The following is a 13774-nucleotide window of genomic DNA, read 5'->3' as shown; positions in this document are numbered from 1 at the left end:
GGAAAAGCGGAATCGCTTTCGCATCGTGGGCGGCTAGGCTAGTCTGAAGGCTTCGCAAAGATTCCTGGACCCATGACCCTGAGCACCCGCACCCATATCCGCTTCCGCCTGAATGACCGGACTGTGACGTTGAACACGCTTCGTCCGACCGAGACGCTGCTCGACTTCCTGCGGCTCGAACGGCGGCTCACCGGCACCAAGGAAGGTTGTGCGGAAGGCGATTGCGGGGCGTGCACGGTACTTGTCGGCCGTCTGAACCGCGATGGCGTCCTGGTCTACGAAACCGTGACCTCCTGCATCCGCTTCGTCGCTTCGCTCGACGGTTGCCATGTCGTGACCATTGAGCATCTGAAGGGCAAGGACGGCACGTTGCATCCCGTGCAGCAGGCGATGGTCGACCATCACGGATCGCAGTGCGGCTTCTGCACGCCCGGCATCGTGATGGCGCTCTATGCGCTCTGGATGCGCGATGCACATCCCAGCCGGCCGACGATCGAAAAGGCGCTGCAGGGCAATCTCTGCCGCTGCACCGGCTATGAACCAATTATCCGCGCTGCCGAGGCCATGGCCGAGATTTCCCAGAAGACGGCAGATCCCCTGCAGGCCGAACGCGATGAAGTGCGCTCTCAACTGGCCGAATGGCAAACAGGCGAGACGGTCGACATGGGCGATGGCGCGGATAGACTGATTCTGCCCGCAAGCATCGATGCCCTGGCGCAAAGCTTTGCCGCAAACCCGAAAGCGACGATCGTGGCCGGCTCCACCGACGTCGGCCTTTGGGTCACCAAGCAAATGCGCCCCATCGGGCCGCTGATCTTCGTCAAGCAGGTCGAAGGACTGGATGCCATCGAGGAAACGGATGGCGGCATCCGGATCGGTGCGACGGTCAGCTACACCGATGCCAGCGCTGTTCTGTCAGAGACATATCCGGCGATGCGCGCTTATTTCGACCGGATCGGCGGCGATCAGGTGCGCAACATGGGCACGATCGGCGGCAATATCGCAAATGGCTCGCCGATCGGCGATACGCCACCGCCGCTGATCGCGCTCGGCGCCACCGTCACTTTGAACAATGCCGGGACGCACCGCACGGTGCCGCTCGAAGAGTTCTTCATCGACTACGGCAACCAGGACCGGCAGCCCGGCGAGTTCGTCGAACGGATCGACATTCCGAAACTTCGCAACAACGAGATTTTCGCCGTCTACAAGATCTCCAAGCGCCGCGACGAGGACATCTCGGCACTCGCCGGCGCCTTCAAGCTGATGATCGAGGCCGGTCGCATCACCGATGCGCGCATCGCCTTCGGCGGCATGGCGGCGACACCGAAGCGCGCCCGGCACGTAGAGGCGGCGCTCGTCGGCCGGGACTGGAGCATCGAGACGATCGAAGCCGCCCTGCCCGCTTTCGAAAGCGATTATCAGCCCTTGAGCGACTGGCGCGCCTCCAGTGACTACAGGATGATGACCGCGAAGAACCTGCTGCGCCGGTGCTTTCTCGAGCAACAAGGCGAAACGGCGAGCCTGAAGCGCTTTGCGGCGGTGGAGGCGTGATCCGATGAACGAGATGAAGCCCATTCGCAGCGAAGCCTTCGAGGCGGACGCCACCATCCGCGGCGGCGCCCATGTGTCGCAGCGCCACGATTCCGCGCACAAGCATGTCACCGGCGAAGCGGTTTATATCGACGACATGGTCGAGCCGATCGGCACGCTCCATGGATGCCTTGGCCTTTCCACCGTCGCCAATGGAGCGATCCTGTCCGTCGATCTCCACGCTGTGCGGGCAGCACCCGGCGTCGTCGGCGTGCTGACGGCCGTCGATATCCCAGGCGAGAACGACATCAGCCCCACCGGCCGGCATGACGAGCCAGTCTTTGCCGAAACGGAAGTGCTCTTCCACGGCCAGCCGATCTTCGCGGTGATCGCCGAAACGCGGGACGCGGCACGCCGTGCATGTCTGAAGGCAGAGATCACTTACGAAGAGCGGCCACCCGTTATCGACATTCTCGACACTGCCGACGATCCGCGCCTCGTCACGCCGCCGCTGACGCTTGCACGCGGCGACGCTGCTCAAGCGCTCGAAAGCGCGCCGCATCGGCTCGACGGCACGATGCGGATCGGCGGTCAGGATCACTTCTATCTGGAAGGACAGATCGCCATGGCCATTCCGGGCGAGGATGGCGACGTCCAGGTGTTCTCCTCCACCCAGCATCCGAGCGAAGTGCAGCACATGGTCGCCCATGTGCTCGGCGTGCCTTCCAACGCCGTGACGGTCGAAGTGCGCCGCATTGGCGGTGGCTTCGGCGGCAAGGAAACGCAGGGCAACATCTTCGCGGCCGTCGCGGCCGTTGCAGCCAAGCGGTTCGGCCGTGCCGTGAAGGTCAGGCCCGATCGCGACGACGACATGGTCGCAACCGGTAAGCGCCACGATTTCCTCGTCGATTACGATGTGGGCTTCGACGCAGATGGCCGCATCCAGGGCATCGATTACACCTATGCGGCGCGCTGCGGCTATTCCTCCGACCTTTCCGGGCCGGTAACGGACCGCGCTCTGTTTCACTGCGACAACGCCTATTACTACCCGGCGGTGAAAGCCGTCTCGGCACCGCTCTTCACCAACACGGTCTCCAACACCGCCTTTCGCGGCTTTGGCGGCCCGCAGGGCGTGGTAGCGTGCGAGCGCGTGATCGAGGAAATCGCCTATGCGCTCGCCAAGGACCCGCTCGAGGTGCGCCGCGCAAACTTCTACGGCACCGATGACCGGAACGTGACGCCCTACCACCAGACCGTGGAAGACAACGTCATCCACCGCGTGGTGGACGAATTGGAGGCTTCGAGCGACTATCAAGCTCGCCGAGCCGACATCATCGCCTTCAACCGCGAAAGCCGCATCATCAAGCGCGGCATCGCACTGACGCCGGTGAAGTTCGGCATCTCGTTCACCGCCACGCATTTCAACCAGGCCGGCGCGCTGGTTCATGTCTATACGGACGGCTCGGTGCACCTGAACCATGGCGGCACGGAGATGGGCCAGGGCCTCTTCACCAAGGTCGCGCAGATCGTGGCGGAAGAATTCCAGATCGATCTCGATCGGGTGAAAATCACGGCGACGACCACCGGCAAGGTGCCAAACACGTCGGCGACGGCCGCCTCCTCCGGCACCGATCTGAACGGCATGGCGGCGCAGGTGGCCGCGCGCACCATCAAGGACCGGCTGATCGCCTTTGCTGCCGATTTCTACGATGTGCCAGCCGAATCGATTGTCTTCTCGGCCAACCGCGTCGATGTCGGCGGGCATCCCATGTCGTTCGCCGAACTGGTCAAGCAGGCCTATGTCGCCCGCGTGCAGTTGTCCGCGGCAGGCTTCTACAAGACCCCGAAGATCCATTGGGACCGCGACAAGGGCACGGGCCGGCCGTTCTATTACTACGCCTATGGTGCAGCCTGTTCGGAAGTGTCGATCGATACGCTGACGGGCGAATACCAGGTGGAGCGCACCGACATCCTTCACGACGTCGGCAAGTCGCTCAATCCGGCGATCGATCTCGGCCAGGTCGAGGGTGGCTTCATCCAGGGCATGGGTTGGCTGACGACGGAAGAGCTCTGGTGGGATAGCAAGGGGCGCCTGCGCACCCACGCACCCTCCACCTACAAGATCCCGCTCGCTTCCGACCGTCCTCTGATCTTCAACACGCGCCTTGCCGAATGGTCGGAAAATGCCGAGCGCGCCATCCGCCGCTCGAAGGCCGTCGGCGAACCGCCCTTCATGCTTGCCGTTTCGGTGCTCGAGGCGTTGTCGATGGCTGTAGCCAGCACGGCCGACTACCGAATCTGCCCGAGGCTCGACGCTCCGGCAACGCCGGAACGCGTGCTGATGGCGATCGAACGCCTGAAGGCAGCCGGCGCGGCATGATCACGCCGGAAACAGCCCAAGGCTTCATCGAAGCCGAGGGGGCTGCCGTTCTCGTGACGATCATCGAAGCGAGAGGTTCCGCGCCGCGCGAGGCCGGCGCCTGGATGCTGGTCGGGGAACGCGGCATTCTCAATACGATCGGCGGCGGGCAGCTCGAATTCGCAGCAATCGCGCATGCAAGGGCGATCATTGCCGGTAAGCAGGCGGAGATGCGGCTCGACGTGCCGCTCGGCCCGGCGATCGGGCAATGCTGCGGGGGTCATGTGTCGCTCGAATTCCGGGCGCTAACCGATTCCGAAGACTCGGAAGTTCACGAACGCGTCGCAGCCGACCTCGCCGCGCGGCCACACGTCTATCTTTTCGGCGCCGGTCATGTCGGTCGGGCGCTGGCGCATGCGCTCAGCTTGCTGCCGTTCCGCACGATCATCGTCGAGACTCGGGGCGAGACGCTCATCGATCTTCCCGAAGCCATTGAGACCAGACTGACGCCGCTGCCGGAAGAGGTCGTCGCTTCCGCGCCCGCCGGCTCGGCCTTCGTCGTCTTCACCCATGAGCACGCGCTCGACTTCCTCGTCACCAAGTCAGCGCTGGAGCGCGGCGATGCCGCCTATGTCGGCATGATCGGCTCGGATACGAAGCGCGCAACATTCGAGAGCGCATTCCGCCGCGACGGCGGCAATCCACTGCGCTTGGAAGCGCTCACCTGCCCGATTGGCGCCAAGCTATCGGACAAGCGACCCGAGATCATTGCCGCACTCGTCGCCGCAGAACTCGTTGCCGTGCTCGTTTCAAGAAAATAGATCTGGATCGCCGCGCCGCCGCCGGCCTTGCATCAGTCCCAAATCCCGAAGACGATCTTCGGGCAGCGATTTCGGATCAATCCGACTGATCCGTGGCCGGCGCTGAAGATGCGCAGACAGCTCCCGGCTGATGCGTATAAAAAGGCGCGCGAAAAGCGGCGCGCGGACGATGTCCACCCGTTCCATGACCAAATCTCCGGCCTCGTCTTTGTCTTGCTGGTTGTCGATGACGTGCCGTAAAGATAGGCTGGAAGCGAGCCGGCGATCCAATCGGAAGATCGCCAGCGCCCATTAAGAAGCCTTATGCATGGACCCGTTGCCGCCGCTCAACGCACTGCGCGCCTTCGAGGCGGTCAGCCGGCATATGAGCTTCACCCGCGCTGCCGACGAACTCGGCATGACGCAATCGGCCGTCAGCTACCAAATCAAGCTCCTGGAGGATCGCGTCGGCACGCCGCTCTTTCTGCGCAAACCACGCCAGATCGCGCTGAGCGATGCAGGCGGGCGGCTGGCGCCGAAGATTCGGGAAGCCTTCGCCACCATGCGAGAGGCCGTCGCTGGCTTGAGCGATGACACATCCCGCACGCTCGTCATCAACACGCTAGAGACATTCGCGGCGCGCTGGCTGGTAACGCGGCTCGGTTCCTTTCAGCTCGCCCATCCGGAGATCGCCGTCAGGCTGGTCACCGCCCCGAACTATGTCGATTTCGACCGCGAAGAGGTCGACGTCGCAATCCGGGTCGGGACCGGTCCCTGGCCGGGCCTGGCGCGCCACAGACTGATGGACATCCGCTTCACGCCGATGCTGAGCCCAGCGCTCGCCGAGACGATCGGCGGCGTGAGGGAGCCGGCCGATATCCTCAAGCTGCCGATTTTGGCGCCACGCGACCATTGGTGGCCGCTCTGGCTACATGCAGCAGGTCTCGACCCGGATGCTCTGAAGGGCCGGCCGGACCACCGGATGAGCGCACAGGCGTTGGAAGCCGGCATGGCGCTCGCGGGCATCGGCGTCGGCATTCTGACGCCGGACTTTTATCCAAGCGAACTGGCGCTCGGCCAATTGATCCAGCCTTTCGACATCATCTGCACCGATGACACGGCCACACATTGGCTGGTCTACGCGGAAAGCCGCCGCAACGCGCCGCAGATCCGTGCCTTTCGCAATTGGATTCTGTCGCAGGCAGGTGTCGAAGGCGGTTGATGCAGTGCACAAAGGTCTTTCCCGAGCCGAGCGTCTCACGCTAAGGATCGGGGTCGCATCAATGGGATCGCACCATGTATGAATATGCCATCGCCTGGGAATGGCTGTCTTTTGCCGTGCGCTGGCTGCACGTGATCACGGCCATAGCTTGGATCGGCTCCTCCTTCTATTTCATCGCGCTCGATCTCGGGCTCACCAAGCGGCCGGGCATGCCGGTGGGCGCGAGCGGCGAAGAGTGGCAGGTGCATGGCGGCGGTTTCTACCATATCCAGAAATACATGGTCGCGCCGGCGGCCATGCCCGAGCATTTGACCTGGTTCAAATGGGAAAGCTACGCGACATGGCTTTCGGGCTTCGCGATGCTCGCCATCGTCTATTATGCCGGTGCCGATCTCTATCTGATCGACCGCAATGTCCTTGACGTCTCGGCGCCCGTCGCGATCCTGATCTCGCTCGCCTCGCTCGGCCTCGGCTGGGTGCTCTACGACCAGCTCTGCAAGTCGCCGATCGGCAAGCACACGACCGGCCTGATGATCGTGCTTTACGGCGTGCTCGTCGTCATGGCTTGGGGTTACACGCAGCTCTTCACGGGGCGCGCGGCGTTCCTGCATCTCGGCGCGTTCACCGCGACGATCATGTCGGCCAACGTGTTCCTGATCATCATTCCCAACCAGAAGATCGTGGTGGCCGACCTCAAGGCCGGCCGGGCTCCCGATCCGCGGCTGGGGCTTCAGGCCAAGCAGCGCTCGCTGCACAACAATTACCTGACGCTGCCCGTCATTTTTCTCATGCTGTCGAACCATTATCCGCTGGCCTTCGGCACGGCCTACAACTGGGTGATCGCCTCGCTCGTCTTCCTGATGGGCGTGACGATCCGGCACTGGTTCAACACCAAGCATGCCCGCAAGGGGTCACCGACCTGGACGTGGATCGTGACGCTGGTGATCTTCATCGTCATCATGTGGCTTTCCACCGTCCCCCGCCAGACCACCGAAGACGGTGCCGAAGCTGCCGGTGCGGTGGCCCCGGCCTTCGCGGCATTCGCGGCAGACGTGCATTTCAACGAGGCGCGCGACACCGTCCAGGGACGCTGCTCCATGTGCCATGCGGCCGAGCCCGTCTGGGAGGGCATTCACCGCGCTCCCAAGGGCGTGCTGCTCGAAACGGACGCGGAGATCGCGGCGCACGCCCGCGAGATCTACCTGCAGTCCGGCCGCAGCCACGCCATGCCGCCCGGCAATTTGACGGCGATGACGGAATCCGAACGCGCGCTCATCAACGCCTGGTACGAAAGCGCTGCCTATGGAGCGGACCGTTGACCGCGCGGCTGTTGCGCGGGCGGCTGCTGTCCTTCACCCGCAAGCCTGAAGCCGCCGACGACCACGCAAGCTACCGCTACGAGGACGATGGCGGCCTGCTGATGCAGGACGGCCGCATCAAGGCTTTCGGATCTTTTCAGTCGGTCAAGGCGAAGGCGCCGGATGACGTGGTCATCGTCGATCATAGGCCGCACCTCATCATGCCGGGCTTCATCGATCCGCACATCCATTACCCGCAGATGCAGGTCGTGGGCTCCTATGCCGGCTCGCTGCTGGAATGGCTGAACACATACACCTTCATCGAGGAACAGCGTTTCGACGACGAGATCCACTCGGCGCGGATTGCCGGGCGGTTCTTCGACGAACTCATACGCCATGGCACGACGACGGCGGTCGCCTATTGCTCGGTGCACCGCTCGAGCGCCGACAATTTCTTTGCCGAAGCGAGCCGCAGAAACCTGCGCATGATCGCCGGCAAGGTGATGATGGACCGCAACGCGCCGGACGCGCTGACCGATACGCCGCAGTCCTCCTATGAAGACACGCAGCATGTGATCGACCGCTGGCACGGCAGGGGCCGCAACCTCGTTGCCATCACGCCGCGCTTTGCGATCACCTCCTCGCCGGAGCAGATGGAGATGGCGGGCGCGCTGGCGAGGCGGAATCCGGATCTTCACATCCAGACGCATCTCTCTGAAAACAAGGCAGAAATCGAATTCGCCTGCGAGCTCTATCCGAGCGCCAAGGACTATACCGACATCTACGCCCGATACGGCCTGCTCGGGCCCCGCACGCTGCTCGGCCACGCCATCCACCTGAGCGATCGCGAACTGGGCGCGCTGACGGAAGCCGAAGCAGTACCGGTTTCGTGCCCGACCTCGAACCTCTTCCTCGGCAGCGGCCTCTTCGACCTTCGCCGCATCGAGAAGGCAGGCCTGCGCGCCGCCTTTGCCACCGACATCGGCGGCGGAACGAGCTATTCGATGCTGCGCACGATGGATGAGGCCTATAAGGTGCAGCAACTCGCCGGAAACCGCATGCCGCCTCTCGAGAGCGCCTGGCGCATGACACGCGGCAATGCCGACGCGCTCGGCCTCACCGACCGGATCGGCACACTGGACGAAGGCTCGGAAGCGGATGTCGTGGTGCTCGACGCCCAAGCGACACCTGCTATGGCACTGAAGATGGAACGCGTGACCACGCTTTCGGAAGAGCTGTTCCTGATGCAGACCATGGGCGACGACCGTACGATCCGCGAGGTTTACGTCGCGGGTGAGCCGGGCAAGTCGGTGCTGGTGCATTGAAGCGGCATGACGCCATCGGTATATTCAGCAAGTCGAAGAGGCGATGGGAGCCTATCGTGAACATCGAAATCGACGACGCTCTGCTTGCCGATGCCATGGAAGCTCTGGGCACCAGCACTGAAAAACTCGCCGTCGAAGAGGCTCTGAGACGTGCGGTTCAATCGTATCGGACTCGCAAGGCAATCGAGGAGACAGCCGGGCTTGGCTGGGAGGGCAATCTTCAAGAGATGCGAGAACTGCGGTCGTTCGATTGATCATCATCGACACAAGCGTTTGGATTGATCATCTCCGCGGCAACGCAACTCTAGAAGTGATCAAGATGCGGACCATAGATGCCATGCATGAGGTTCGTATGGGGGATTTGATCCGAATGGAGCTGCTGATGGGCGGCAATGACGAACATCATGCTCGGCTCCTCTCACGGCAGATCTCTCAAGTTCCTGAAGTGCGTTTCCTCGAGCACATCTCTGTGGATCAATGCGCTGCCAATTATCGTCTGCTACGCTCGAGAGGGGTCACGAAAATCGATCGACATCGTCATCGGCAGCTTCTGCATCAAGACTGGCAGTCGGTTGCTGCACGACGACCGCGACTTTACCGCAATGGCCGCCCATCTAGATCTAAAGATCTATTGAGCCCTCAACTCCCCCGATACGTGGAATACCCGTAGGGCGAGATCAGCAACGGCACGTGGTAGTGCGCGCCAGCATCGGCGATGCCGAAGCGGATCGGCACGATGTCGAGAAAAGCGGGCTCAGGCAGGGCTTGCGCTTGCGCCCGCAAATAATCGCCGGCGTGAAAGACCAGCTCGTATGTTCCTACCACGAGGCTATCGCCGGCAAGCAGCGGTGCATCGCAGCGCCCGTCGGAATTGGTCGTGACGCTTTTAAGATGGACGCGATCGGTGCCTTCGAGCCGGAAGAGCTCGATCGCAAGACCCGACGCGGGGCGTCCCGATGCGGTGTCGAGGACGTGGGTGGTCAGTCGGCCGCCTTCGCTCATGGCGTATCCCTTTTCGTCAGGTCAGCCGCCTCGATGACGAAGGGCTCGGAATAGAAGTATTCTTCGAGATTGAGCCCTGGCCCTTCCCGGTCGACAACGAGGAAGTCGCTGACGTCATCAAGAGCCAGAAGCGGGTGATGCCAGACATTGCGACCATAGCTGACGCCCTGCACGCCGGATGCGCGAAAGACACGCGGTCGCTCGGGCCGTCCACTGTCATCCTCGGCAACAGCCAGCAGCCAGTCCCGCTTGTCCAGTGGATAGAATGCCTGGCTGCCCTCGGGGTGGCGCTCCATCATTGCAACGGAAAACGGAAAAGCCCGTGGCTGCCCGCGAAAAAGGCTGACGATCGTCCGACCCTCGGCATCCGTGTCGCTGACAGCCAGCCGATGGTAACGTTCGGTCGTTCCGCCATTGATCATCCGAAGTTCCGCTCCGTCGATATCCATGACGGAGCCGAAAGGGGCGAAGGCTTCGCGCGTCAACGGTTCAACGGCGAGCGTGAGCGCGGCCAAGCGCTCAGGCCTTGGTGCCGAAGAGCCGCAGACGGCTGACGCCGCCATCGGGATGGATCGCGAACCGGACATGCGTCACCGGCCCGATGGCCTCCACTGCGTCACCGGCGAACTCATGCACATGGTCCATCTGCAGCTTGGTGCGCGGCAGAATGGGCTTCCAGGTCTCGCTGTCACGGATCTGCTCGTCGCTGAAATCGCCGACGTGATCCGGCAGATAGGCTCCCAGCAGATCACACGTATCCGGATAATTGCCCTTGAAATGGGCGGTATCGACAATGACTCGGGCAATCGTTCCCGGGTGGCCGAGCTTCAGGATCGTCCAGTCGTGACCGGGCCCGCGGCGGCGCGCCGTTTCCCAACCATCACCCATGTTGATGCCGCGACCGGGTCCGAGCATCCGTTCCGGCGAGCCGTAATGCGCATCCGACCAGGCGAGCGCGCGGGCACCGTGGAAGATATAAGCGAGATCGACCTCCTGCTCGGCGCCGACCCGGCTCCAGTCATAATGCGCGGCACCGAAGACACGCAGGCGCGCCACGCCGCCATCGGGATAGATGTGCAGACGCAGATGCGTCCAGACATTGGCGCGGTGCGCTTGGTCGTCGATCTCGACATAATGATGCCGCGACGGCCCGAGCGCCGTCTTCGACAGTATCTCCACCCATTCCGTCGCCTCGTCCGGATCGCCGGCCTCGACATAAGCGACCTCAATACTCGCGTGCGGGGGGTAGTTGCCCGTGAAGAAGCTTGTATCGATATCGAAGCCGAAGATGCGGCCGGGCATCGCGAGGCGGATGATGGCCCAGTCGTGACCCGGCACCCGCTTGCGGCGCGATTCCCAGCCATCCATCCACTTGCCGTTGTCGTCGTATTCGCCGGGCAGGAAGACGGCCGGTTCATCGTTCAGCATGCGCGACAGTGGTGCGAAGAATTCGTCCGAGGTCGCCAACCCGACAGCACCGAGCCGCTCGGAGGCCAGGTTGATAGTCCCGCGCACGAAATCAGGAATGTCCTCGCTCAGTTCGAGAACGGCATGCTCATTGGTCATTCAACTCTCCGGATGCATGGATTTGAGCCTGAGCAGCGCGATCTTTTCCACCTCATTGCATGCAGTCGCGAACTCGTCAGGCTTTGTGTTCTTGATACGCTTCTCGAAGGCCCGCAGGATATCGTCCTTGCCGAGGCCTTTGACCGCGATGATGAAGGGGAAGCCGAACTCCCGCTGATAACGATCGTTGAGTTCGGTGAAGCGCGCATGCTCGGCCGGCGACAGCCGATCAAGCCCCGCGCCGGCCTGTTCCGATTTCGACGCCTCGGTCAGGCCACCAGAAATGGCAAGCTTGCCGGCGAGATCGGGATGGGCGCGGAGCACGCCGAGCCGCTCGTCACGGTCTGCCGCGCGAAATGCCTGACACAGTGCGAGATGAACGGTGGAGACTGTCAGCGCCTGGTCGGACGCAAGGCGCTCGTAGCCACGTTCGGCGACGAAGGGCGAGTGCTCGAAGATCCCGCCATAGCGCTCGACGAATGCGTCTTTTTCGATCATCGCGGTTGCCTCTTGTGATGCGCATGCCAATGGCGCGCAATGTCGATCCGGCGCGCGACCCAGACCTTGTCGTGACCCGCGACATAGTCGAGGAACCTCGCCAGCGCAGCCGCACGGCCCGGGCGGCCGACAAGCCGGCAGTGCAGGCCGATCGACATCATCTTGGCCGCGCCCTGCCCGCCCTCCGCATAGAGCACGTCGAAACTGTCCTTGAGATAGGTGTAGAACTGCTCGCCGGTGTTGAACCCTTGCGCCGTCGCAAACCGCATGTCGTTGGCGTCAAGCGTATAGGGTACGATCAGATGATCGCCCTTCGGACCATCAACCCAGTAAGGCAGGTCGTCCGCGTAGGAATCGGAGGAATAGACAAAGCCGCCCTCCTCCATCGCCAACTGGGTCGAATGGATGGATGATCGGCCCGTGTACCAGCCGAGCGGCCGCTCGCCCGTCACCTCGGTATGGATGCGGATCGCCTCGTCCCGGTGGCGGCGCTCCTCGTCAAGCGTGAAGTCCTTGTAGTCAATCCATTTGAGGCCGTGGGATGCGATCTCCCAACCGGCTTCCTTCATGCCCGCAACAGCTTCCGGATTGCGCGCAAGCGCTGTCGCGACACCGTACACGGTGACCGGCATGTGCCGCTCGTTGAACATACGCCACAGCCGCCAGAAACCGGCGCGGGAGCCATATTCGTAGATCGATTCCATGTTCATGTGGCGCTGGCCTGGCCAGGCCTGCGCACCGACGATTTCCGAGAGGAACGCTTCCGATGCGGCATCGCCATGGATGATCGCGTTTTCGCCGCCCTCCTCGTAATTGACGACGAACTGCACGGCGATGCGCGCGCCGTCCGGCCAGCGCGGATCGGGCGTCGTGCGGCCGTAGCCGATCATGTCTCTGGGATAAGGCTCGGTGGTCATGGTGAGATTCTTCATTCTTCGGCGCGGACGTTATCATCCGCAGCGTCGATTGCCAGCGTGCGAGACGCGCCGTTCAGCGCTTTATCCGCGCGGCCTTGGCAAGATGATAATCGATTGAGAAGCTTTCAGGCAATTCGACAGACCGTCCTAGCAGTCGTTCGAGCAGCCGGTTGAGCGCCGCCTCGGCCATGGCATGGGCAATACCGAGCGTGATCTTAAAGCCACCCGTCGCAATCACCGTGTTCGCGTCACCCGGCACGAGATCGACCAGCGGATCACGGCCGATCGCCCGCGGGCGAAGCCCGGCCCAGCGTTCGATGACCGGAGCATCGGCAAGCGAGGGACACAGCGCGTATGCACGCGCGAGCAAGTCCTCCAGCTGAGCATCGGTTGAAAACGGCGCGTCGAAGCTGTTCTCGCTGGTGCTGCCGATCGCAACCGTGCCGTCCGCATGGGGAATGATATAGACGCCATCATCGAAAATGAGCGGCTGAGCGGGATCGCAGCGCGCATCGAGCAACGCCGCCTGCCCTTTGACGGGCATGCCGAGTTCGGTCGGAAGCGGAAACAGGGAAGCAAGCAGTGGGAAGCTCTGATGCCCGGCAGTAACCGCCAGCCGATCAGCGCTTATGACGGCTCCGCTGGCAAGCTCCGCCTTGCCGGCGTGCCAATGCTGCAAGCCGTCATGCTCGACCAGGAGCACATTCGGCCGCGCGTCCAAGCTTGTGCGCAGTGCTGCGCAGAGGCGCCGCGGATCGAGCCTTGCGCTCAGATTGTCGAAGACGACGCCGGCCGGGGCGGCAGCTGCAGCCAGCCAGTTGCTCCCGGTTGCGGGCGGATGCACCGTCCAACGAAACGACCGGTCGCGCCCCTGCCAGTTGCGGCCCGCATCCGCTTCTCTTTCACGCGCGCGATCCAGCTGACGCTGGTCAAGCAGTGGCATCAGACGGCCGATGCGGCCGTAGCCGGTTGACAGCCCCGTCTCCGCCTCGAGCGCGGCAATTGCCGGCTCCAGCGACAGAAGCGCCTCGAACTGAAATTGTTTCTTGCCATTCCAGCGCTCCGGCGCATGCGGCATCAGTGCGCCGAGAATGCCGCCGCTGGCACCGGCTCCGATCGCGCCGGCATCCACGAGGACGACCGACATCCCGGCGTCGCTCGCAAGGCGTGCCATCCACAAACCGACGACACCGCCACCCGCGATCAGGAGATCGCACCGCCGATCGCTGCTGGAAGCTGACTGAGCCCGTTGCATCG

At 63.0% G+C, this 13774-nt stretch carries 15 protein-coding genes; 8 read left to right on the top strand and 7 right to left on the bottom strand.

Annotation, left to right across the window (positions count from 1 at the left end):
* Positions 1 to 72: 72 nt before the first annotated feature.
* From xdhA to xdhC, 3 genes are read left to right on the top strand one after another with little or no spacing between them, the layout of a single operon-like run.
* Positions 73 to 1551 (top strand): xanthine dehydrogenase small subunit, encoded by a 1479-nt coding sequence (gene xdhA, locus QQL76_RS06490; RefSeq protein WP_499206877.1) that lies wholly within the window; start codon positions 73 to 75, stop codon positions 1549 to 1551.
* 13 nt (positions 1552 to 1564) lie between these two features.
* Complete coding sequence (xdhB, locus tag QQL76_RS06485) at positions 1565 to 3910, top strand: xanthine dehydrogenase molybdopterin binding subunit (RefSeq protein WP_499207129.1); 2346 nt, start codon at positions 1565 to 1567, stop codon at positions 3908 to 3910.
* Positions 3907 to 4710, top strand: a complete 804-nt coding sequence (gene xdhC, locus QQL76_RS06480; RefSeq protein WP_499206876.1) for a xanthine dehydrogenase accessory protein XdhC — start codon at positions 3907 to 3909, stop codon at positions 4708 to 4710. The genes xdhB and xdhC overlap by 4 nt, the downstream gene beginning before the upstream one ends.
* On the opposite strand, the gene QQL76_RS06475 is transcribed toward xdhC, so the two are convergent.
* Entirely contained in the window at positions 4699 to 4896 is a 198-nt protein-coding gene (locus QQL76_RS06475) for a hypothetical protein (protein WP_499206875.1), read from the bottom strand. The two genes, xdhC and QQL76_RS06475, sit on opposite strands and share 12 nt — an antisense overlap.
* Positions 4897 to 5017: 121 nt before the next feature.
* Here QQL76_RS06475 and QQL76_RS06470 point away from each other — a divergent pair, with 121 nt between their 5' ends.
* The 5 genes from QQL76_RS06470 to QQL76_RS06450 all read left to right on the top strand — a co-directional run bounded on the left by QQL76_RS06470 (position 5018) and on the right by QQL76_RS06450 (position 9169).
* Positions 5018 to 5911 (top strand): LysR family transcriptional regulator, encoded by an 894-nt coding sequence (locus QQL76_RS06470; protein WP_499206874.1) that lies wholly within the window; start codon positions 5018 to 5020, stop codon positions 5909 to 5911.
* Positions 5912 to 5985: 74 nt separating this feature from the next.
* Complete coding sequence (locus QQL76_RS06465) at positions 5986 to 7230, top strand: urate hydroxylase PuuD (RefSeq protein WP_499206873.1); 1245 nt, start codon at positions 5986 to 5988, stop codon at positions 7228 to 7230.
* Positions 7227 to 8534, top strand: coding sequence for a guanine deaminase (guaD, locus tag QQL76_RS06460; RefSeq protein ID WP_499206872.1), 1308 nt, complete (start codon positions 7227 to 7229; stop codon positions 8532 to 8534). The genes QQL76_RS06465 and guaD overlap by 4 nt, the downstream gene beginning before the upstream one ends.
* Positions 8535 to 8590: 56 nt before the next feature.
* Complete coding sequence (locus tag QQL76_RS06455; RefSeq protein ID WP_499206871.1) at positions 8591 to 8788, top strand: type II toxin-antitoxin system VapB family antitoxin; 198 nt, start codon at positions 8591 to 8593, stop codon at positions 8786 to 8788.
* A 138-nt stretch (positions 8789 to 8926) separates the two neighbouring features.
* Complete coding sequence (locus QQL76_RS06450) at positions 8927 to 9169, top strand: hypothetical protein (protein WP_499206870.1); 243 nt, start codon at positions 8927 to 8929, stop codon at positions 9167 to 9169.
* Positions 9170 to 9173: 4 nt separating this feature from the next.
* On the opposite strand, the gene uraH is transcribed toward QQL76_RS06450, so the two are convergent.
* From uraH to QQL76_RS06420, 6 genes are all read right to left on the bottom strand, one after another.
* Entirely contained in the window at positions 9174 to 9536 is a 363-nt protein-coding gene (gene uraH / locus QQL76_RS06445; RefSeq protein WP_499206869.1) for a hydroxyisourate hydrolase, read from the bottom strand.
* Positions 9533 to 10051, bottom strand: coding sequence for an ureidoglycolate lyase (locus QQL76_RS06440; protein ID WP_499206868.1), 519 nt, complete (start codon positions 10049 to 10051; stop codon positions 9533 to 9535). The genes uraH and QQL76_RS06440 overlap by 4 nt, the downstream gene beginning before the upstream one ends.
* A gap of 4 nt (positions 10052 to 10055) precedes the next feature.
* Positions 10056 to 11102, bottom strand: coding sequence for an allantoicase (alc, locus tag QQL76_RS06435; RefSeq protein ID WP_499206867.1), 1047 nt, complete (start codon positions 11100 to 11102; stop codon positions 10056 to 10058).
* Positions 11103 to 11600, bottom strand: coding sequence for a 2-oxo-4-hydroxy-4-carboxy-5-ureidoimidazoline decarboxylase (uraD, locus tag QQL76_RS06430; protein WP_126009946.1), 498 nt, complete (start codon positions 11598 to 11600; stop codon positions 11103 to 11105).
* Positions 11597 to 12517 carry an allantoinase PuuE gene (gene puuE / locus QQL76_RS06425; protein WP_499206866.1) on the bottom strand — a complete coding sequence of 307 codons (921 nt, stop codon included), beginning with the start codon at positions 12515 to 12517 and terminating at the stop codon, positions 11597 to 11599. The genes uraD and puuE overlap by 4 nt, the downstream gene beginning before the upstream one ends.
* Positions 12518 to 12590: 73 nt before the next feature.
* Positions 12591 to 13772 (bottom strand): NAD(P)/FAD-dependent oxidoreductase, encoded by a 1182-nt coding sequence (locus QQL76_RS06420; RefSeq protein ID WP_499206865.1) that lies wholly within the window; start codon positions 13770 to 13772, stop codon positions 12591 to 12593.
* Positions 13773 to 13774 lie beyond the last annotated feature (2 nt).

It is taken from the genome of Rhizobium albus, from assembly GCA_030160035.1.
GTDB classification, from domain to species: Bacteria; Pseudomonadota; Alphaproteobacteria; order Rhizobiales; family Rhizobiaceae; genus Georhizobium; species Georhizobium albus.
Note: the sequence above shows the minus strand (reverse complement) of the source record. Positions and strands in the feature narration are given on the sequence as shown.

What these genes read in the sequence shown, in the direction of transcription:
- xdhA (WP_499206877.1), top strand. Translation starts at nt 73, where the DNA reads ATGACCCTGAGCACCCGCACCCATATCCGCTTCCGCCTGAATGACCGG.
- xdhB (WP_499207129.1), top strand. Translation starts at nt 1,565, where the DNA reads ATGAAGCCCATTCGCAGCGAAGCCTTCGAGGCGGACGCCACCATCCGC.
- xdhC (WP_499206876.1), top strand. Translation starts at nt 3,907, where the DNA reads ATGATCACGCCGGAAACAGCCCAAGGCTTCATCGAAGCCGAGGGGGCT.
- QQL76_RS06475 (WP_499206875.1), bottom strand. Translation starts at nt 4,896, where the DNA reads ATGGAACGGGTGGACATCGTCCGCGCGCCGCTTTTCGCGCGCCTTTTT.
- QQL76_RS06470 (WP_499206874.1), top strand. Translation starts at nt 5,018, where the DNA reads ATGGACCCGTTGCCGCCGCTCAACGCACTGCGCGCCTTCGAGGCGGTC.
- QQL76_RS06465 (WP_499206873.1), top strand. Translation starts at nt 5,986, where the DNA reads ATGTATGAATATGCCATCGCCTGGGAATGGCTGTCTTTTGCCGTGCGC.
- QQL76_RS06450 (WP_499206870.1), top strand. Translation starts at nt 8,927, where the DNA reads ATGACGAACATCATGCTCGGCTCCTCTCACGGCAGATCTCTCAAGTTC.
- uraH (WP_499206869.1), bottom strand. Translation starts at nt 9,536, where the DNA reads ATGAGCGAAGGCGGCCGACTGACCACCCACGTCCTCGACACCGCATCG.
- alc (WP_499206867.1), bottom strand. Translation starts at nt 11,102, where the DNA reads ATGACCAATGAGCATGCCGTTCTCGAACTGAGCGAGGACATTCCTGAT.
- uraD (WP_126009946.1), bottom strand. Translation starts at nt 11,600, where the DNA reads ATGATCGAAAAAGACGCATTCGTCGAGCGCTATGGCGGGATCTTCGAG.
- puuE (WP_499206866.1), bottom strand. Translation starts at nt 12,517, where the DNA reads ATGACCACCGAGCCTTATCCCAGAGACATGATCGGCTACGGCCGCACG.
- QQL76_RS06420 (WP_499206865.1), bottom strand. Translation starts at nt 13,772, where the DNA reads ATGCAACGGGCTCAGTCAGCTTCCAGCAGCGATCGGCGGTGCGATCTC.